At 65.4% G+C, this 19,836-nt stretch carries 18 protein-coding genes; 4 read left to right on the forward strand and 14 right to left on the reverse strand.

The genetic code is table 11. From position 1 onward, the window contains the following. Positions 1–35: 35 nt before the first annotated feature. The 4 genes from gshB to LJ655_RS20835 all read right to left on the reverse strand — a co-directional run bounded on the left by gshB (position 36) and on the right by LJ655_RS20835 (position 4,515). Positions 36–992, reverse strand: a complete 957-nt coding sequence (gene gshB / locus LJ655_RS20820) for a glutathione synthase (RefSeq protein WP_230563105.1) — start codon at positions 990–992, stop codon at positions 36–38. A 103-nt stretch (positions 993–1,095) separates the two neighbouring features. Continuing rightward, a complete protein-coding gene (gene gshA, locus LJ655_RS20825) occupies positions 1,096–2,385 on the reverse strand; it encodes a glutamate--cysteine ligase (RefSeq protein WP_230563106.1) in 1,290 nt (429 codons plus the stop codon). Between the two features lie 251 nt (positions 2,386–2,636). Further along, positions 2,637–4,130: an ammonium transporter gene (locus LJ655_RS20830; RefSeq protein ID WP_230563107.1), complete on the reverse strand. Its 1,494-nt coding sequence runs from the start codon at positions 4,128–4,130 to the stop codon at positions 2,637–2,639. Between the two features lie 46 nt (positions 4,131–4,176). After that, entirely contained in the window at positions 4,177–4,515 is a 339-nt protein-coding gene (locus LJ655_RS20835; RefSeq protein ID WP_013088261.1) for a P-II family nitrogen regulator, read from the reverse strand. A 384-nt stretch (positions 4,516–4,899) separates the two neighbouring features. Between LJ655_RS20835 and LJ655_RS20840 the strand changes: the two genes are divergently transcribed. Together LJ655_RS20840 and LJ655_RS20845 are read left to right on the forward strand one after the other, a co-directional pair. Next, the gene (locus LJ655_RS20840) at positions 4,900–5,154 is read left to right on the forward strand and encodes an accessory factor UbiK family protein (RefSeq protein ID WP_230563108.1); all 255 of its coding nucleotides are present in this window, start codon (positions 4,900–4,902) and stop codon (positions 5,152–5,154) included. A 121-nt stretch (positions 5,155–5,275) separates the two neighbouring features. Next, on the forward strand, positions 5,276–6,880 hold the full coding sequence (locus LJ655_RS20845; RefSeq protein ID WP_230563109.1) for a YifB family Mg chelatase-like AAA ATPase: 1,605 nt from the start codon (positions 5,276–5,278) through the stop codon (positions 6,878–6,880). Between the two features lie 333 nt (positions 6,881–7,213). Here LJ655_RS20845 and LJ655_RS20850 read toward each other — a convergent pair whose 3' ends face one another. After that, positions 7,214–7,897, reverse strand: a complete 684-nt coding sequence (locus tag LJ655_RS20850; protein ID WP_425605825.1) for a hypothetical protein — start codon at positions 7,895–7,897, stop codon at positions 7,214–7,216. Between the two features lie 203 nt (positions 7,898–8,100). On the opposite strand from LJ655_RS20850, the gene LJ655_RS20855 reads away from it, so the two are divergent. After that, complete coding sequence (locus tag LJ655_RS20855) at positions 8,101–8,637, forward strand: TlpA family protein disulfide reductase (protein ID WP_230563110.1); 537 nt, start codon at positions 8,101–8,103, stop codon at positions 8,635–8,637. 62 nt (positions 8,638–8,699) lie between these two features. On the opposite strand, the gene LJ655_RS20860 is transcribed toward LJ655_RS20855, so the two are convergent. The 7 genes from LJ655_RS20860 to LJ655_RS20890 all read right to left on the reverse strand — a co-directional run bounded on the left by LJ655_RS20860 (position 8,700) and on the right by LJ655_RS20890 (position 16,829). Continuing rightward, positions 8,700–10,049, reverse strand: coding sequence for a sigma-54-dependent transcriptional regulator (locus LJ655_RS20860; RefSeq protein WP_230563111.1), 1,350 nt, complete (start codon positions 10,047–10,049; stop codon positions 8,700–8,702). A 31-nt stretch (positions 10,050–10,080) separates the two neighbouring features. After that, positions 10,081–12,078 (reverse strand): sensor histidine kinase, encoded by a 1,998-nt coding sequence (locus LJ655_RS20865; protein WP_230563112.1) that lies wholly within the window; start codon positions 12,076–12,078, stop codon positions 10,081–10,083. Positions 12,079–12,123: 45 nt separating this feature from the next. Continuing rightward, positions 12,124–13,404, reverse strand: coding sequence for a dicarboxylate/amino acid:cation symporter (locus LJ655_RS20870; protein WP_230563113.1), 1,281 nt, complete (start codon positions 13,402–13,404; stop codon positions 12,124–12,126). Between the two features lie 376 nt (positions 13,405–13,780). Continuing rightward, positions 13,781–14,533 carry a glycerophosphodiester phosphodiesterase gene (ugpQ, locus tag LJ655_RS20875; protein ID WP_230563114.1) on the reverse strand — a complete coding sequence of 251 codons (753 nt, stop codon included), beginning with the start codon at positions 14,531–14,533 and terminating at the stop codon, positions 13,781–13,783. A gap of 105 nt (positions 14,534–14,638) precedes the next feature. Then, positions 14,639–15,646 carry a lipoyl synthase gene (gene lipA / locus LJ655_RS20880; RefSeq protein ID WP_230563115.1) on the reverse strand — a complete coding sequence of 336 codons (1,008 nt, stop codon included), beginning with the start codon at positions 15,644–15,646 and terminating at the stop codon, positions 14,639–14,641. Positions 15,647–15,659: 13 nt separating this feature from the next. Then, entirely contained in the window at positions 15,660–16,385 is a 726-nt protein-coding gene (lipB, locus tag LJ655_RS20885; RefSeq protein ID WP_230563116.1) for a lipoyl(octanoyl) transferase LipB, read from the reverse strand. 117 nt (positions 16,386–16,502) lie between these two features. Beyond that, positions 16,503–16,829, reverse strand: coding sequence for a DUF2917 domain-containing protein (locus tag LJ655_RS20890; protein WP_230563117.1), 327 nt, complete (start codon positions 16,827–16,829; stop codon positions 16,503–16,505). A gap of 98 nt (positions 16,830–16,927) precedes the next feature. Between LJ655_RS20890 and LJ655_RS20895 the strand changes: the two genes are divergently transcribed. Then, positions 16,928–17,911 (forward strand): transcriptional regulator GcvA, encoded by a 984-nt coding sequence (locus LJ655_RS20895; RefSeq protein WP_230563118.1) that lies wholly within the window; start codon positions 16,928–16,930, stop codon positions 17,909–17,911. Between the two features lie 22 nt (positions 17,912–17,933). On the opposite strand, the gene LJ655_RS20900 is transcribed toward LJ655_RS20895, so the two are convergent. Then, a complete protein-coding gene (locus LJ655_RS20900) occupies positions 17,934–18,203 on the reverse strand; it encodes a DUF493 family protein (protein WP_230563119.1) in 270 nt (89 codons plus the stop codon). Between the two features lie 138 nt (positions 18,204–18,341). Beyond that, a complete protein-coding gene (locus LJ655_RS20905; protein WP_230563120.1) occupies positions 18,342–19,571 on the reverse strand; it encodes a D-alanyl-D-alanine carboxypeptidase family protein in 1,230 nt (409 codons plus the stop codon). Positions 19,572–19,836: the final 265 nt, after the last annotated feature.

Genomic DNA, 19,836 nt, shown 5'->3' on the forward strand with positions numbered 1-19,836 from the left:
GCGGCAGCGCCGGCACGCCACGCGAGCGCCGGGCGTCAGCCGACCGCGCGCTCCAGCGCGTCGACGAACATCGCGGCAACGTCGAAACCGGTCTGATCCATGATCTCGCGGAAACACGTCGGGCTCGTGACGTTCACCTCGGTAAGCCAGTCGCCGATCGCGTCGAGCCCGACCAACAGCAGGCCGCGCGCCGCCAGCACCGGGGCCAGCGTCTCGGCGATCTTGCGATCGTGCTCGCTGAGCGGCCGCGCCACGCCCAGTCCGCCCGCCGCGAGATTGCCGCGCACCTCATTGCCCTGAGGAATGCGAGCGAGCGAGTACGGCACCGCCTCGCCACCGATCAACAGAATGCGCTTGTCACCCTCCTTGATCTCGGGGATGAATTTCTGCGCCATCACCGTGCGCGCGCCGTCGTGGCTCAGCATTTCCACGATCGAGCCGAGGTTCATGCCGTCCGCCTTGACGCGGAACACGCCCATGCCGCCCATGCCGTCGAGCGGCTTCAGGATCACGTCGCCGTGCTGCTCGTGGAACGCGCGCAGACGCGCCGGGTCGCGCGTCACCAGCGTCGGCGCGACGAACTGTGCGAATTCGCCGATCGCGAGTTTCTCGGAATGATCACGGATCGCCTGCGGCTTGTTGAAAATGCGCGCGCCGCCGCGCTCGGCCAGCTCAAGCAACCAGGTCGACGTCACGTATTCCATGTCGAACGGCGGGTCCTTGCGCATCACGACCGCGCCGAAGCGCGCGAGCGCGCGCGGGGCGGCCGGATCGGCCGCGAACCACACGTCACGATGCAGATCGGCGGTGTCGCCGGTGATCGCAATGCGCTGCACGTTCGCCTCGACGTCGCCGCCCGTCCACGCCAGATGTTTGGGCTCGCAGGCGTACACCGTGTGACCGCGGCGCGCCGCTTCGGCCATCATTGCGTAGGTCGTGTCCTTGTAGATCTTGAAATGGCTGAGCGGATCGGCGATGAAAAGAATGTCCATGAAACTCCCGGTGCGCCCTGAGTGGCGTGACATTGTTCGTCAATATAGTCTTTGAAGACGGCGATGGCGGCACGCTTGCCGCCATCCTGCCGCGCGAGGTGGCTTAGACCTGGATCGCTTCGGGATCGGTCTTTTCGAGTTCGACCGATGCGGCGAGCAGCCCGAGCCGCGCCACGACGCCGTACATGTAAAAGCGGTTCGGCGGCGCCGCGCCGGGCTTTGCGTGCGCATCGGGCAGCGCCGTATGTTCGAAGCCGAGCGGCACGAAGTGCATACCCGGCGCGTTCAGATTCTGGTCGCGCTCGCGGCTGCCGTGCACGCGATAGAAGCCGCCCACCACATAGCGGTCGATCATGTAGACGACCGGCTCGGCAACTTCCTCGCCGATGCGCTCGAACGTGTACACGCCTTCCTGCACGATGACGTCGTGAACGTCGAGGCCGTCTTTGGTCGCGGCCATGCGCGTGCGTTCGCGCTTGGTGAGCGCGGCGACTTCCGACGCGTCGTGCAGGGTCATCACGCCCATGCCGTAGGTGCCCGCATCGGACTTGATGATGACGTACGGTTTCTCGGAGATGCCGTACTCGCGATACTTGCGCGCGATCTTCTTCAGCACGCCGTCGATCGCATCGGCAAGCGCTTCCTCACCGGTGCGCTGCTGGAAGTCGACACCTTCGACGTGCGCGAAGTACGGATTGATCATCCAGGGGTCGATCTCGACCAGCTTCGCGAACTTCTTCGCGACGTCGTCATAACACGAGAAATGCATCGACTTGCGACGCACGGCCCAGCCCGCATGCAGCGGCGGCAACAGGTACTGCTCGTGCAGATTTTCGAGCACGGGCGGAATGCCGCCGGACAGATCGTTGTTCAACAGGATCGAGCACGGGTCGAAGTTCTTCAGCCCAAGCCGGCGCGGCGAGCGCTCGAGCGGTTCGAGCACGAGCTTCTGGCCGTCGGACAGCGCGATCGTGACCGGGCCGCTGATGGTTTCGTCGAGCGTGCCGAAGCGCACGTTCAGACCCGCCTGGCGCATGATCGACGCGAGCCGCGCGACGTTCTCGAGATAGAAAGCGTTGCGGGTATGGCGCTCCGGAATCACGAGCAGATTCTTCGCGTCCGGGCAGATCTTTTCGATGGAGGCCATCGCGGCCTGGACTGCGAGCGGCAGCACTTCCTGCGGCAGATTGTTGAAGGCGCCGGGAAAGAGATTGGTGTCGACCGGCGCGAGCTTGAAGCCCGCGTTGCGCAAATCGACGGAACAGTAGAACGGCGGCGTGTGCTCCTGCCATTCAAGCCGGAACCAGCGTTCGATAGCGGGCGTGGCATCGAGGATCTTCCGCTCGAGGTCGAGCAGCGGGCCGTTTAACGCCGTAACTAGGTGCGGAACCATTGATCACTCGCAGACTGGAGAAAAAAGATTGTAGAACAATTGCTTTTCTCATTTGGGGACGGTTTCTCCATTCGCAAGCAGACTCGAAGGCATTCTCCCTAACACGATGATAGACGCGGAAATTTGCCATTCGCAACCGGCTCCGCAAGAAAAAAGCCCGCCATGAAGGCGGGCGAAATTGCTGCGCTTGCTAATCTTCTTTCTTGATCCGCGGGCCATGAAGCGCGGGCCCGCGGACGTGCAGTCTTCCGTTATTCGACGGCCTCGCCATGCAGGACAAGATCGAGGCCTTCGCGTTCCTGCTCTTCGGTCACGCGGATGCCCATCACCATGTCGATGACCTTCAGCAGCACGAAGCTGACCACGCCGCTGTAGATCAGCGTCGTCAGTACGCCCTTGGCCTGCACGATCACGCTACCGTCGAAGCCGCCGATGTCCTTGACTGCGAACACGCCAGTCAGCAGCGCACCGACGATCCCGCCGATGCAGTGCACGCCGAACGCGTCGAGCGAATCGTCGTAACCGAGCTTGTGCTTGAGCCACGAGGCCGACCAGAAGCAGACCACACCCGCGACGATACCGATCACGAGCGCGCCAGTCAGGCCGACGAAGCCCGAAGCCGGCGTCACCGCCACCAGACCTGCGACCGCGCCCGACACGATACCGAGCACCGACGGCTTACCCTTGGCCGCCCATTCGGCGAACATCCATGCGAGCGCCGCCGCGGCGGTCGCCACTTGCGTCGCGAACATCGCGAAGCCGGCACGGCCGTCCGCTGCCACCGCCGAACCCGCGTTGAAGCCGAACCAGCCGACCCACAGCATCGCGCCACCCATCAGCGTGAGCGTCAGGTTGTGCGGCGCCATCGATTCCCTACCGTAGCCGACACGCTTGCCGAGTACCAGACAGCAGACGAGGCCCGCGATACCGGCGTTGATGTGCACCACGGTGCCGCCCGCGAAGTCGAGGATGCCCGCGCTAGCCAGCCAGCCGCTCGGCTCCCACACCATGTGCGCGATCGGCGAGTAGACGATGATCGACCACAGCGTCATGAATACCAGCATTGCCGAGAACTTCATGCGGTCGGCAAACGCACCGGTGATCAGCGCCGGGGTGATGATCGCGAAGGTCATCTGATAGACGCAGTAGACCGTTTCCGGGATCGTCGGTGCGAGGTGGCTGACGGTCAACGTCGTCGCCTTGTCGCCGTGGATATAGTTCATGCCCGCCATGAAGAAGCGCGACAGGCCACCGATGAACGAGCCGCCTGGCGTGAACGCGAGGCTATAGCCGATCACGACCCAGACGATCGTCACGACGCAGGTGATCGCGAAGCTTTGCATCAGCGTCGCAAGCACGTTCTTCTTGCGGACCATGCCGCCGTAGAACAGCGCGAGACCGGGGATCGTCATGAACAGCACGAGCGCCGTGGAGGTCAGCATCCATGCGGTGTCGCCGGAGTTGATCTTCGAGGAGTCGACCGAGAACGGCGCGGTCGGTGTGGCCGGCGCGGCGGCGGCCGCAGCGGCCGACGCATCGGCCGGCGCGCTGGCGGACGCATCCGCAGCGGGGGCCGAAGCGGCCGGTGCAGCGGCCGCGGCCGAGGCTTCCGGTGCGGGTGCGCTCGCCGTCGTATCGGGAGCGGAGGCCGCTGCGGGAGCGGACGCATCGTCCGCGAGGGCGGCGCCGACACCGCCCGCGAGCAGCGAGCCGGCCATCAGCAGGGACATCAATAGTTTGCGCATCTTCGTTTTCCTCTTCTCGCTATCTGTATCGCTATGTTCTGGTCTTTTACAGTGCGTCCGCGCCGGTCTCGCCGGTGCGGATCCGAACCACCTGTTCGATCGGCGTGACGAAAATCTTGCCGTCGCCGATCTTGCCGGTACGGGCGGCGCGCTCGAGCGCCTCGATCGCCTGGTCGACGATGTCGTCCGACACCGCCGCTTCGATCTTCACTTTCGGCAGAAAGTCGACGACGTATTCGGCGCCCCGATACAACTCGGTGTGGCCCTTCTGCCGCCCAAAGCCTTTGACTTCCGTCACCGTGATGCCCGACACGCCGATCGCCGACAAGGCTTCGCGCGCTTCATCGAGCTTGAACGGCTTGATGATTGCGGTAATTAGCTTCATGAAATCCCTCCCTGGTCGTTGCTGATCCGTTGCTAACCCGTTGCATACCCGTGATCGCGGTCTCCTGCTACCGGTAAAAGCGCCCTGTCAGTGCGCGCGCGGCAGTAACAGCAACTCCTATGCCATGTTGTGTCAGACTGCGCGTCGCATGCATGGCGCGAGCAGCCCAGACGGCCTTGTCCGAACGGCCAGCGGCGCGGCGGCCGGTGGCGCGGCCCAGGGATCGTTGCTAGAGTGTTCGAACGTTCTGAACGCGATCTCGCGCACCAAAGGCGCTCAAACGGCCGCGGCTGCCAACGCATCGCGCACCAGGATCGCCCATTCGCCGCAATTGAACGTGGACGCAACGAAACATGCACATTTTTTGTGCACAAGGGGAACACAATGAAACAACCAAACGACGTTTTTAACGACTTCCAGGCTCGCATCAGCGATCTGTTCAAGAATTCGCCGGCCAAGGACGTCGAGCGCAACGTCAAGGCCATGCTGACGCAGGGCTTCTCGAAACTCGATCTCGTCACGCGCGAGGAATTCGATACGCAGACCCAGGTGCTCGTGCGCACGCGCGCGCGCCTCGAAGAGCTCGAGCGCCGCGTCGCCGAACTCGAGGAAAAGCTGCCGCTCACCCAAACGCCGTAAGCGCTGCTGGCAGCCTTTGCGCTGCGCGGTGCCGCACATCACCGGCAAGCGGGCCGTGACGTCATCAGCGTTTTAGGGGAAGTTGCGCGCGTCGTGAGCGCGCCGTCCAACGGGAGGGAGTATGTCGCTTGCCGTGGTGCGCAGCCGCGCGCCGGCCGCTGGCCGCGCGCCTGAAGTCACCGTCGAGGTTCACCTCGCCAATGGGCTGCCGTCCTTTTCGATCGTCGGCCTGCCCGACCTGGAAGTGCGCGAGAGCCGTGAGCGTGTGCGTGCGGCGCTGCAGAACTGCGGTTTCGATTTTCCGGTCCGGCGCATCACGGTCAACCTGGCGCCCGCCGACCTGCCGAAAGAATCAGGCCGTTTCGATCTGCCGATCGCGCTCGGAATCCTCGCCGCCAGCGGGCAGATTCCGGCCGACTCCCTGCTCTATCGAGAGTTCGCCGGCGAGCTGTCGCTGACAGGCGCGCTGCGGCCGATGCGCGGCGCGTTCGCGATGGCTTGCGGCACGGCGCGCGGCGGTCGGACGTGCGCCGCCGATGCATCCCTTGAATCGCGTTCTGCGTTGCCGCCTCCTGCCGATCAGCAACCCGCGCAGGCCTTCCACGTCCCACAGCTCTATCTGCCCGCCGCGAGCGCGGCGGAAGCGGCGCTCGTACCCGGCGTGGACGTTTTCGGTGCCGCCGATCTGCCGTCGCTATGCGCTCACCTCGCGGGCTCGGCCGATGCGCGCCTCAGCCCGGTCGCAGCGCCTGACCTCGGCGCGCACGCCGCCGCCCCGGCGCCGGACATGGCCGACGTGATCGGCCAGCGCGCGGCACGGCGTGCGCTCGAAGTGGCCGCGGCCGGCGGCCATCACGTCCTGCTGATCGGGCCGCCCGGCGCCGGCAAGTCGATGCTCGCGGCACGCCTGCCTGGGCTGCTGCCGCCGATGACCGACGACGAGGCGCTCGCCTCAGCCGCGCTGCTGTCCGCGAGCCGGATCGGCTTCAAGCCGTCGCAGTGGCGGCAGCGGCCGTTTCGCGCGCCGCACCATTCGTCGAGCGCTGCGGCGCTGGTCGGCGGTCGCAATCCTCCAGAGCCCGGCGAGATCACGCTGGCGCATCTGGGCGTGCTCTTTCTGGACGAGCTTCCCGAGTTCGATCGCGTGGTGCTCGAGACACTGCGCGAACCGCTCGAAGCCGGCCGCATTACGATCTCGCGCGCCGCGTGGCAAGCGGACTTCCCCGCCGCCTGCCAACTGATCGCCGCAATGAACCCGTGCCCGTGCGGTTGGCGCGGCGATCCGGGCGGGCGCTGCCGCTGCACGCCGGAAGTTGCCGCGCGCTATCTGCGCAAACTATCGGGGCCGCTGCTCGACCGAATCGACATCCAGCTCGACATTCCGGCGCTGACGGCCACCGAACTTGCGGCCCGCGCCGCCAGCGCCGGCGAATCGAGCGCGGCGATCGCAGAGCGCGTGAGCGCAGCGCGCGAGCGGCAGCGGACGCGGCAAGGCAAGACCAACCGCGAGCTGGACGGACGCGAAGTCGACGATGTGTGCCGCCCGGACGCGGCGGGCGAGGCGCTGCTGCGCGAAGCCGGCGAGCGCTTCGGCTGGTCGGCGCGGGCGTACTACCGGGTGTTGAAGGTCGCACGCACCGTCGCGGACCTGGCCGGTGCGGCAATGCCGAGCGCCGGGCAAGTTGCCGAGGCGATTCAATACCGCCGCGCTTTTGGCTCGTTATGAGGAGAAAAATCCACTGTCAAGACTTGACTTATTCACATGTTCGCGCTTCCGACAGATTTGGATACAACTGAAAGGCGCGCTGGCGAACGATTCAAGAATCCATTGATTTTATTGGGTTTTTTAAGATATGCCATGTTCGCGCCTTCTGGCCGAAAGCCCGTCAAATGGGCTTTTCCGGGCATTCGGGCCGACTTCTCAACAGAGTTATCCACAGGGCAGCGCGGATAAGTCAAAAAGCTCAACGTAAACCGGCAATTAGCGCGCAAACCTACGAAGGAACTTTCACTGCGCGCAACGATCTGAGGCGCGTCCGGCTAGCCAAAATGACCGCTGTCAGTGCAGCTGGAACGACGAAAAAAACTGGTCGATTTGGTCCTGCGGCAGCGGTTGATCTGCGATGATCGCCGCCTGGTAGACGTGGCGGCCGCGCGCGACGAGCCGCGCATACACAGTGCGCGTCTCGTGTTGGGCACCCGCCGCGCCGCTCACCGTCATCTCCAGGCCGGGCGTCTTGCCGCCCGCGGTCAGCGGAATCTGCACCGCGTGCGCATCAGGCGTAGCACCGACGTTGCGCGCCAGTCCCGTGCGAAGGAAATCGAGCGCGGCGCGCTGCGTCGCGTCGCTGTCGTCAGGCAGCGTCACGGTGCCGACCGCAAATACCGCGTTACCGGCTTCGGCGGTCTGCATCGCCATCTGCATTGGGGTGCCGTCGATCTGCACCGCGCGCTGATCGTTGCCCGGTTTGGCTGGAAAGTCGACCGTGTAGCCGTTGTCGTTGTTCATCACGGTCCGCCAGTCGAAGGTCGGCGAACATGCGCTGAGTGCTACGCCGAGCACGAGCGCGGCCGCCATCGCACCGGCCACGGTTTGAGCATGATCGGGGCGCGTCCAGGCGCGACGGAAAAAAGGTGGCGGCTGAAAGACGCCGACGCGGCCGGCAGACAAATGGCGGCTCAACCAAAAACGGGACAGGAGACGGGCAGCAAAACGGCGGCCGCCGGAAACGGTTCGGAGCATGGGACGGAAGATCGGGCTTCTCGAGCGTAAAGCGCCATTATCCGCCGATCGGCCGCCAAGCCGGCGCGCTGGGCTACGCCGCCGCGCCGTCTCGGCGCAGCCGCTTCGTTGGAGCTACAATACAAGCGCTGTTCAGCATCGGCCAGAGCGCCACCACACCGATCCATTGTTCCGCGCCGCGCGCGACTCACGAGGTTCCGTTCATGAGTGCCAATTCACCGACCGTCGCCCGGCGCACGAGCCCGCTTCGCTATCTGATCGCAGTGGCAGTGGCCGTTGCGCTTGCCGTCGCCGGTTACCTCGCGTTTGCCGGCCAGCAGCGCGTGCCCGATGCGACCTTCACGCTGCTGTCGGGGCAGAAGCTCACGACCGCGGACCTGAAAGGCAAGGTTTATCTCGTCAACTTCTGGGCGACGAGCTGCGACACCTGCATGAAGGAAATGCCGCAGATGGTCGAGACCTATAACCGCTTCAAGGGCCAGGGCCTCGAATTCGTCGCGGTGGCGATGAACTACGACGCGCCGATGTACGTGACCAACTACACGCAAACGCGTCAGTTGCCGTTCAAGGTCGCAATGGATGACGGCTCGGCCGCCAGGCAGTTCGGCAACGTGCAGCTCACGCCGACCACCTTCGTCATCGATAAAGACGGCAAGATCCTGAAGCGTTATGTCGGCGAGCCGCAATTCGCGGAACTCGACCAGTTGCTCGCGAAGGCGCTCAAGGGTAACTCGGCTTGAGCCGGCTCAATCACATCGCACCCCGCGCCGGCGCAATGTCCCGCCGCCGGCGCTAGCGCTCCTCACCGCTCCCCTTCTCCTTTGGCCGCAAGGCCATATCGTTTGATCTTCTCGTAGAGCGTCGCCTTGCCTAGCTGCAGCCGGTCCGCCGCTACCGCGACTACCCCGCCCGCCTGCTCCAACGCCTCGGCAATCATCGCGCGCTCGAACTGTTCGACGCGCTCCTTCAGCGGGTGTGTGGTCCCGCCGTCGTCGGCGAAAGACAGCACCGGCTCGTCGGCGATGCCGAGCACGAAACGGTCGGCGGCATTGCGCAGCTCGCGCACATTGCCGGGCCAGTCACGTTGCATCAGGCTCGTGCGCTGCCGATCGGTGAGCATCGGCGCCGGCCGCTGGTAACGGACGGCCGCATCGAGCAGGAAATGCTCGAACAGCGGAACGATGTCCTCGCGGCGCTCGCTCAAAGGCGGCAGCGCGATCGTCACCACGTTGAGCCGATACAGCAGGTCGCGCCGGAACGAGCCATCCGCGACATGCTCGGCCATATCGCCCTTCGCCGCCGCGACCACGCGGCAATTGACGCGAATCGGCTGATTCGAGCCGAGCCGCTCGAGCACGCCGTCCTGCAGCACGCGCAGCAGCTTGACCTGCAACGCGAGCGGCATGCTTTCGATCTCGTCGAGAAACAGCGTGCCGCCCGACGCATGTTCGAGCTTGCCGATGCGCCGTTTGGCCGCGCCCGTGAACGCCCCCGGCTCGTAGCCGAACATCTCCGATTCGAACATCGGCTCGGGCAGCGCGCCGCAGTTCACCGCGATGAACGGCTTGTCACGCCGCGGCGACAGCTCGTGCAGGCTGCGCGCGATCAGCTCCTTGCCGGCGCCGGTGTCCCCGTTGATCAGCACGGATGCATCGGTTGGCGCGACGTTCGCGATCAGGCGCCGCACCTGCTCGATCGCCGGACTACGGCCGATGATGCGCGGCGCCACCGCGTTCTGCCCAGCCAGCTCGCGGCGCAGCGCGAGGTTTTCGAGCACGAGCTTGCGTCGCTCCAGCGCGCGCCGCACGGTTTCGATCAACCGCTCGGACGCGAACGGCTTTTCGATGAAGTCGTAAGCACCGTCGCGCATCGCCTGCACGGCCATCGATATATCGCCGTGACCGGTGACCAGAATCACCGGCACGTCGGGCGCGCGCTCGTGGCACTGCGCGAGCAGATCGAGGCCGCTAGCACCGGGCAGCCGGATATCGGTGACGATCACGCCGGAAAAGTCCGCGCCGATCAGCTTCGCCGCAGCCTCGACCGACGCATGGCCGATCACGTCGAAGCCCGCCAGTTGCAGGCTCTGCACGCTTGCGCGCCGCACCAGTTCGTCGTCTTCGATATACAGCACTTGCAGGCCGTCGTTCATTGCGTGTTCCGGGTGATGCTTCGATGTGAAATCACGAGCCCGCGGTCAGCGGATCACGCGCGGGGCTCGTCTGCACGCGCGCGCGGCGTAACGTCAATACGAATATTGCACCGCCGTGCGGTGCGTTGCGCGCGGTGAGCGAGCCGCCGCAATCGCGCGCGATCGACGAGGAAATCGCAAGGCCCAGGCCGAGCCCGTGGCCCATTTCCTTGGTGGTGAAGAACGGCTCGAACAGGTGCGGCAGCACGTCGTCGGGAATGCCGGGGCCGTTGTCGACGACCGCGATCGACAGATTCGCGACGCCTGCCTCGATCTCGATCGTGATGCGCGGCGGGTTCATGCCGGCGGTGGCGTCGAGCGCGTTGCCGAGCAGGTTGATCAGCACCTGTTCGAGCCGCAGATCGTCGCAATTCGCGACCAGCTCCGGATGATCGTCGGCAAGATTCAGCGGGGCGCGCGCGCCGCCTGGTGCACCAACCGCTTCGGCCTCGGCATCGGTCAGCACGAATTCGAGTTCCACACCCTGGAGGCGCTTCTGCAGCAAAGCGACGACATTGCGCAATGCCCGCACGAGCGGCGCGCGCGCACTGCGCGGGCGCGCCCGGCCGACGAACAGCTTCAGCTGGTTCGTGATCTTGCCCATGCGCTCGGTGAGCGCGGCGATCGCTTCGAGATTCTCGCGCGCCGATGCCTGATCGCCGCGTTCGAGCAGCACGCGCGTGTTGTCCGAGAAACTGCGCAGCGCGGCGAGCGGCTGATTCAGCTCGTGCGTGATGCCGGCTGCCATCTGGCCTAGCGCGGCGAGCTTGCTCGCCTGGACCAGCTCGTCGTGCGCGGCGCGCAGCTCCTGCTCGGCGCGCGTGCGCTCGGCGACTTCCTTGTGCAACTGCGCGTTCGCCTCGGACAGATCGGCGGTGCGTTCGGCGACTCGCTCGTTCAGCTCGGCATAGGCCTTCTGCAGCAGCGCGCGGCTGCGCATCATTTCGCGCACGCGCGCGCGCCGCATGCGCCAGTAGAACGCCAGCAGGACCACCGACACATAGCCGAAAGCAGTCACGATGGTCGCCTTGCGCGCGTCGGCATCGACAGGATCGACCGGCGACATCGTGATCAGATGCCAGTCCGGCTCGTCCATACCGCGCCGCGACGCGAGGAAACGCGGCGCTGAACGCCCGCCGCCGACGCGCAGGATCTGCGCATTGCCTTCGAGGGTGCGCTCGATCGTCACCGGCAGCGGCGCGATCGGCTGCTGCGCGTACTGACGCGCCTGGTAGATCGAATCGGCAATCTGACCGGGCAGCGGCCGGATCGTGTGGTACTTCCACGCCGGCACCGACGACAGGAAAATCACGCCATGATCGTCGGTGACGACGAGCGGCTCGGACGCGTCGACGCCCTGAAACCATTCGAGATCGAGCTTGACGACCGCTACCCCGACGATCTTGCCGTCTCGCCGCACCGGCTGCGAGATGTAGTAGCCGGGCGCCTGTGAAATCGTGCCGATACCGAAAAAGCGGCCGACGCCGCCGTTCAAGGCATCGACGAAATATGGGCGGAACTGATAGCTCGCGCCGACGAAGCTGCCCGGCCCGCGCCAGTTGCTGGCGGCGACGCAGTAGCCATCGAGCGAAATGATGTAGGTGACCGTGGCGCGCGCGTGGCGATTCAGGTCTTCGAGATAGAGATTCGCGCGCTTGACGTTGGCCGGATTCGGGTCGGTGAGCACGTCCTGCACGATCGGATGCTCGGCAAGCAGATAAGGCAGCGACTCGTAGCGCTCCAGCGTGCTCTTGAGCGTGCTCGCGGTCCGCTCGGCGCGCACGGCGGCGTTGCGCCGCAGCGTGTCGACGCCGCTTTTCCACGCGAGGCTGTAGGTGATCCAGCAGGCCGCCGCGAGCCCGGCTACGAGCGCGAAGAGGATCAGCAGGCGGCGCGTCACGGTGGCATTGTCCAATCGAGGGGGATCGGACATTGTGGCATAGAGCGGCAAGGGCTTGCCGCCAGACGGACACGCGAACGCCGGTTTCATCAGCAGGCGTCCGCGCTGGTCACGACAGGGTTGGCCAGGCGCGGCTCAAACGCCGGCCGGCTCCTTGACTTCCACATCGCCGCGCAGCACCAGGTTCAGCCTGTTGCGGTCGAGTTCCTTCTCCCAGGCCGACACGACGACCGTCGCGACGCCGTTACCGACGATGTTGGTCAGCGCGCGGCACTCGCTCATGAAGCGGTCGATGCCAAGGATCAGCACCATTCCCGACAGCGGAATCGTCGGCACGACGGCAAGCGTCGCCGCAAGCGTGATGAAGCCCGCGCCGGTCACGCCGCTCGCGCCCTTCGAGGTCAGCATCGTCACCGCGAGCAGCGTCAGCTGCTGGCCCCACGAGAGGTCGGTGTTGGTGGCCTGGGCGATGAACAGCACCGCCATCGTCATGTAAATGTTGGTGCCGTCGAGGTTGAACGAGTAGCCGGTCGGCACCACGAGCCCCACCACCGAGCGCGAACAGCCGAGCTTTTCGAGCTTCAGCATCAACTGCGGCAGCGCGGCTTCGGATGAGCTCGTGCCGAGCACGATCAGCATCTCTTCCTTGATGTACGCGATGAAACGCAGAATATTGAAGCCCACCATCCGTGCAATGGCGCCGAGCACGAACACCACGAACACGATCGCGGTCAGATAGAACGTGCCGATCAGCTTGAGCATCGGCAGCAGCGAACCGATGCCGTACTTGCCGATCGTGAAAGCCATCGCGCCGAACGCGCCGATCGGGGCCAGCTTCGTGACGATGCGTACCATGCCGAACAGGACGTGCGAGATGCCTTCGATGAAGTTCATCACGGGCTTGCCCTTCTCACCGGCCGTCGCGAGCACGGCGCCGAACAGCAGCGCGATCAGCAGGATCTGCAGGATCTCGCCCTGCGCGAACGCCGACGAGAGGGTGTCCGGAATGAGGTGCATGAAGAAGTCGACGGTCGACTGGCCGTGCGCCTTCTCGGCATACGACGCGACCGCGTGAGCGTCGAGCGAGGCCGGGTCGACATTGAAGCCAGCGCCCGGGCGCAGCAGGTGCGTGGCGGCGAGACCGAGCACGAGCGCGAAGGTCGAGACGATTTCGAAGTAAAGCAGCGCCTTGCCGCCGACGCGGCCCACCTTCTTCATGTCCTCCATGCCCGCGATGCCCGTCACCACGGTACAGAAGATGATCGGCCCGATCACCATCTTGATCAGCTTGATGAAGCCGTCGCCGAGCGGCTTCATGTCGATGGCGAGGTTCGGGTAGAAATGGCCCAGTACGACACCAATGATGATCGCCACGATCACCTGGACGTACAGCACTTTATGGATAGGTTTCTTCACGATGATTCCTGTGAGGGAAATGAGCTGATGAGCCGCCGCGATGCGCGCCATGCGAACGAAACGTCGTCGCGCGGGCACACGCTAGCGGGCCCCAGCAAGGCGACGAATTCACAAATACCGGGAAGGGAAATCGGACATCGTTGTCTCCTTGCTTTTTTGTCGGGCCGTGGCGGCCACCGGCATTCTTTTGCAAGCTCGATGCCAGTTCAGTATCGGACGGAGAGCCTTGATTTTTATGGATTTTTCGAGAAGGCTCGGCGGGCGCCGTCCGGGTTTCCGGAAATCCGGACGACCTCTGTCGCGGAATCCGGAATCCGGGGTGGGCGCGCTTGCGGGAAAACCCGCACGGGTTTGCGCGGCGCTGGCGAGCGCGGCGTCACGCCAACAGATCGATTCGATCCGTGCAGATCATGTCGACGCCCCATTGTTCGAGCAATCGCGCGCGCGCCGGGTCGTTCACCGTGTAGGCGAGCACCCGCAGGCCGGCCGCGCGGATCTGCGCGACCAGCGGCTCGCTCAGATAGCGATGACTCGCGTGCAACGACGCGCAGTCGAGCTCGCGCACGATCCGCAGCCAGTCCGCCGGCACCTGCTCGAACAGCATGCCGCGCGGCAGCGAAGGCGCGGCTGCGCGCGCGGCGGCGAGCGCATCGAACGAGAACGACGACAGCAGCGGCGGCGTCTGCCCTTGCCACAGCGCGAGCGCGCCTTGCGCGACCAGCGTGCCGGTGATGACTTCGCGGCCCGGACACGGCTTGATCTCGATGTTGGCGGCGATGCCGTCGCGCGCGCAACGTTGCGCTGCGTCGGCCAGCGTCGGCAGTCGCGTGCCGGCGAACTGCGCGCCACGCCATGCGCCGGCATCCAGAACGGCGAGTTGCTGCCAGGTGTGAGCGGCTGCAGGCCCGTGGCCATTTGTCGTGCGATCGAGCTCGTCGTCGTGCAGCAGGAACAGCGCGTTGTCGGCGGACAGCTTCGCGTCGAATTCGACCATGCGATAGCCGTAGCGCACGCAGGCGTCGAAACCAGCCAGGGTGTTTTCCGGCGCGAGCGTGCCCCCGCAGCGATGCGCGACGAGCCGCGGATAAGGCCATTGCGCGGAGGTTCCGCGATCCATCGGAGTTGCCACGTGTCGTTTCCTTGCTGATGGGCGGTATAAATGAAAAGCCCGCACATCGGCGGGCTTTTTCGTTTCTGCGTGCATGCTGGGGGCATGAAGCGAGGCGCCAGCGCGTCAGACCACGCCGGCTCCATGCGCCTGCACGTCGGCGTGATAGCTCGACCGAACCATCGCGCCCACCGCGGCGTGCGTGAAGCCCATCTTGTACGCCTCTTCCTCGTACATCCTGAAGGTGTCCGGATGCACGTACGCGCGCACCGGCAGATGGTGCTCCGAGGGCTGCAGATACTGGCCGATCGTCAACATGTCGACGTCGTGCTCGCGCAGATCGCGCATCACCTGGAGGATTTCCTCTTCGGTCTCGCCGAGGCCGACCATCAGGCCGGACTTGGTCGCGACGTGCGGATGCAGCGCCTTGAAGTCCTTCAGCAGCTTCAGCGAATGCGCGTAGTCCGATCCTGGGCGCGCTTCCTTGTACAGACGCGGCACCGTTTCGAGGTTGTGATTCATCACGTCGGGCGGCGCCGCGTTCAGGATGCCGAGCGCGCGATCGAGGCGGCCGCGGAAGTCCGGCGTCAGGATTTCGATGCGCGTCTGCGGCGACAGCTCGCGCGTCTGACGGATACATTCGACGAAGTGCGCCGCGCCGCCGTCGCGCAGATCGTCACGATCGACGCTGGTAATCACGACGTACTTCAGCTTCAGCGCGGCAATGGTGCGCGCGAGATTGGCCGGTTCGGCGGCGTCGAGCGGATCGGGACGGCCGTGGCCGACGTCGCAGAACGGGCAGCGGCGTGTGCACTTGTCGCCCATGATCATGAAGGTCGCGGTGCCCTTGCCGAAGCATTCGCCGATGTTCGGGCAGCTCGCCTCTTCACACACCGTGTGCAGGTTGTGCTCGCGCAGGATCTGCTTGATCTCGTAGAAGCGCGAATTGCCGGTGGCCGCCTTCACGCGGATCCAGTCCGGTTTCTTCAGTTTTTCGATCGGGACGACCTTGATCGGGATGCGCGCGGTCTTGGCTTGCGCTTTCTGCTTCGCGGTCGCGTCATAGGCGGCGGGGGCCGGCACGCCTTCGGGCGCGGGAGTGGCTGCTGCGGGATTCGCGGTTACGTCAGTCATTCGTTCGATCCAGTCAGGCGGTGAGCGCACCGGCCTGCGGTTGGGCGACGGCCGCGGGATTGCCGTCGAGGTTTGCGGTGAGACTTGCTGCGAGGGTACGGGCCACGTCGTCCCAGCCGGCGGAGACGCCGAGCGTCGCCATGTCGACTGTTTCGAGCCCCGCGTAGCCGCATGGATTGATCGCGAGAAACGGCCGCAGGTCCATGTTCACGTTCAGACTCACGCCGTGATAGCTGCAGCCGTTGCGGATCTTCAGGCCAAGCGCCGCGATCTTCGCGCCGGCATGCGGCCCGGCGTCGGGACCGGGCGCCACGTAGATGCCGGGGGCACCCGCCTTGCGTTCTCCGGCGAGATTATACGCCGCCAGGGTGTCGATCACGGCCTGCTCGATGCGGGTGACCAACTCGCGCACCATCAGCTTGCGCCGGCGCAGGTCGAGCAGCAGATACGCGACCACCTGCCCGGGTCCGTGATACGTGATCTGTCCGCCGCGGTCGACCTTGACGAGCGGAATGTTGCTGTCGGCCGCCAGCAGATGGGCCGGATCGCCGGCCTGGCCGAGCGTGAAGACGGGCTGATGTTCGACGAGCCAGATTTCGTCGGGGGTGTCGGCGGTGCGCGCGTCGGTGAATGCGCGCATGGCGTCGAAACTGGCTTCGTAGGGTTCGCGGCCGAGCCAGCGCAGCGTGGGCGGCTCGACGGCAGACAGAGGGGACGGGGAAACCGGGGTGGCGGACATGATTCCGGGAGTTTACCGAAATCCTGCAGACCGCGCCCGACGGGGCAAGGAACATGAAACAGCGGGCTGGCGCGCCGCCAGCCCTTCGTTAGACACGGCGTTCCGGCCGCACCACGGTCAAACCGAGCGCCAGCCGCTGCTCACGCGCATCATCCAACGCTCGCCGATACGTGCAAGCCAGTTCAGCGCGCGCTCGTCGCTGCGCGTCGGCACTGAGAACGTGACCTTCGCAAACGGGGCGCCCTCGGCGCTGAGCCAGAGCCGCTCGCCGCGCCGCAGATGTAGCGTATGGCCAGGCTGCAGCCAGTAGTCCATCGTGTCGTCGCTGCGCGTGACCCACACCGCGCCGCCGCTCACGCTCAGCTTCGTGCTGCGCGCCACCTTCAGCGGCAGCGTGTCGCCCGTGCGGATTTCATATGCAATGCTAGAGGAAATTTCTCGCATGATGCCCTCGCCAAAAATCGTTTCATGGCTAGAATCCTAGGTGTAGCAAGGACTTGGGCAAAACGATCAATTTTCACCTCTATGTGAGAAATATTGCGATGGACCTGCGTCAACTCCCCGCCCTGAACGCGATCAAGGCGTTCGAAGCCGCCGCCCGCCACGAAAGCTTCTCGCGCGCCGCCGACGAGCTCTTCGTCACGCACGGCGCGGTTAGCCATCAGATTCGCGCGCTCGAGGCCGAGCTAGGGGTATCGCTGTTCGCGCGCGACGGCAAACGCGTGCGCCTCACCGAAACCGGCCGCCGCTATGCCACCCAGGTGCGCGCCGCGCTGATGGAGCTCGCCGACGCGACCCGCTCGATCCGCGCCGGCGACCGCGAGCGGCGCCTCGTGGTGTCGATGCTGACGTCGTTCGCGGCGCGCTGGGTGACGCCGCGCCTCGGCAGCTTTATCGAGGCGCATCCGCAGTGGGATATCGAGCTGTTGTCCACGAATGCGCTGACGGACTTCGCGCGCGACGACGTCGACGTCGCAATCCGCTTCGGCTTCGGCAAGTACCCGGGCCTGCACACGGAACTGCTGCTCGAAGAGATCTTCTTTCCGGCCTGCTCGCCCGACTTCAACGGCGGCAAGCTGCCGCAAACCCCGGCTGATCTCGCCAAAGTCCCGTTGCTGCGCTCCGACGACGAGCTATGGCGCCCGTGGTTCGACGCCGCAGGCCTCACCGACTGGCCAGAGCCGAAGCGCGGCGTGCTGTATCACGATTCGTCGAATCTGCTGCAGGCGGCCATCGACGGGCAGGGGATCGCGCTCACGCGCCGCTCGCTCGCGATGCACGAAATCGCGGCAGGCCGGCTCGTACGGCTGTTCGATGTGGATGGGCCGAGCCCGTGGCAATACTATTTCATCTGCCTGCCGCAGATGCTGGAGACCGCGCGGGTCAAGGCGTTTCGCGACTGGGTGTTCGACGAGGTGGCGCGCTTCAGGCTGCTGTTCGATCTCGCCTGCGAGGCGGGCCCTGCGGCGAGTGCGCGCCTCGCGGTGGAGGGAGCGACGGCGGACGCGTTGCGCGTCGCGCCGTGAGGTGGAAAATCGCGTACCGGGGTTACAGCACGACCTTGACCATTGGATGGCCGGTCAGCGCGCGATAGATGTCATCGAGATGCGCGCGGCTCGTCGCGCGCACGTGGACGGTCAGCCCAGTGTAGGTACCGCTGCTCGACGGCCGCGTCTCGACGCGCGTTGCATCGACCTCGCCATCGAACTGGCGCACCACTTCGACGATCGTCGCAGCAAACTCGGGGTGCGATTTGCCCATGATCTTGATCGGGAAATCGCAGGGGAAATCAAACAGTGAGTCGTTCTCGGGGTTCATTCTCTACTCCTTCGTCCACCACGGCCGCTTCGGCGGCCCTCGCTCGCTGATACGCCGCATACTCCGCGTCCGATCAGCTCGCGCCAGCCGGCGTCGTCCAGCGAATCATCGCAGACAGCCGGCATCGCGACGCGGCCCTTACTTTTTCTTGTTGAACATCAGCAGCAGCGAATCCCACACGCGGCCAACCACACCTGCTTGCGCGACCGGCTGCAGCGCAACCACCGGGAACTGCGCGAGCACCTTGCCGTCGGCGACGAGCTTCGCGGTGCCGACCTGCTGACCGTTCGCGAGCGGCGCGATCAGCGGATCGGTGAGCTCGATCTGCGGCTTCGCCTTGTCGCCCGCGCCCTTCGGAAGCGTGATGTACTGATCGCTCTTCACGCCGACCTGCACGCTGTCCTTCGCCCCCTTGTAGACGCGCGGCGTAGCCACGACCTGGTTCGCCTTGTACAAACGCGTCGTGTCGTAGGCGGTGTAGCCGTAGTTCAGCATCTTCAGGCTGTCCTGGACGCGGTCGTGCTCCTTGGTCTCGCCCATCATCACCGAGACGAGGCGGCGCGACGCATCGGTCGTGCCGGGCAGCGGACGCTTGGCGCTCGCGATCAGGCAGTAGCCGGCGGCTTGCGTGTGGCCGGTCTTGAGACCGTCCACGGTGGGATCGATCCACAGCAGGCGGTTGCGGTTCGGCTGCTTGATCTTGTTGTAGGTGAATTCCTTGACCGAGAAGATGTTGTAGTACTCGGGATAGTCGCGGATCAGGCGCGCCGACAGGATCGCGAGGTCGCCCGCGGTCGTGTAGTGCTGCGGGTCGGGCATGCCGTTCACGTCGGCGAAATGCGTGTTCTTCATGCCGAGCTTCTGCGCTTCGGCGTTCATCATGTTGACGAACTGCGCTTCGCTGCCGCCCACCAGTTCGGCGAGCGCGATCGCCGCGTCGTTGCCCGACTGCACGATCATGCCGTACACGAGGTCGTGCACCGTGACCGGCTTGAGCGCCTCGATGAACATGCGCGATTCGTCGTTGCGCACCCGGCGCACGGCTTCGCTCGGCTCGATGCTCTGGTCCATCGTGATCTTCTTCGTGTCGAGCGCCTCGAACACGAGATACGCGGTCATCAGCTTGGTGAGTGAGGCCGGCTCGACGCGCTCGTCCGCATTGGCGGACGCGAGCACCTGGTTGCTGGTCGCGTCGACGAGCACCCACGAGCGTGCGTTGACGCCCGGCGGCGGCACCTGCGCGAACGCCGTGCTCGCGACGAGCGTGGCCGGCAGCACGAGGCCGACGGCAACGGCACGATTAAGCGAAGGGGCAATGAAAGAAGCAACAGACGGGAATGACGTGCGGCCAGAGGAGGAGAAACGCATAGGGTCGGTTCGTGCAGAAAGATTCGTTGCGCGACAGCGCGCTGAGTTGGGGGAGCCGGTCGACAAGGCATCTGGCCGTAAAACGGCGCGGCGCCCGTTGGACTGACGGCGACGCAATCGGTTCGCGAGCACAGCGCTGCGCGCCCGGCCGCGCTGTCTCGCGAAACGACCTCGCGGCGCGCGAATCTGCCGGATGGCCGGCGCTGTGCCCAAAAAAAGAGCGCTCATTATACGCGCGCAACTTGGTCAGGTTTGCGCGTGTGTC

Origin of the sequence: Paraburkholderia translucens, from assembly GCF_020881035.1 — a bacterium.
Lineage (GTDB): Bacteria > Pseudomonadota > Gammaproteobacteria > Burkholderiales > Burkholderiaceae > Paraburkholderia > Paraburkholderia translucens.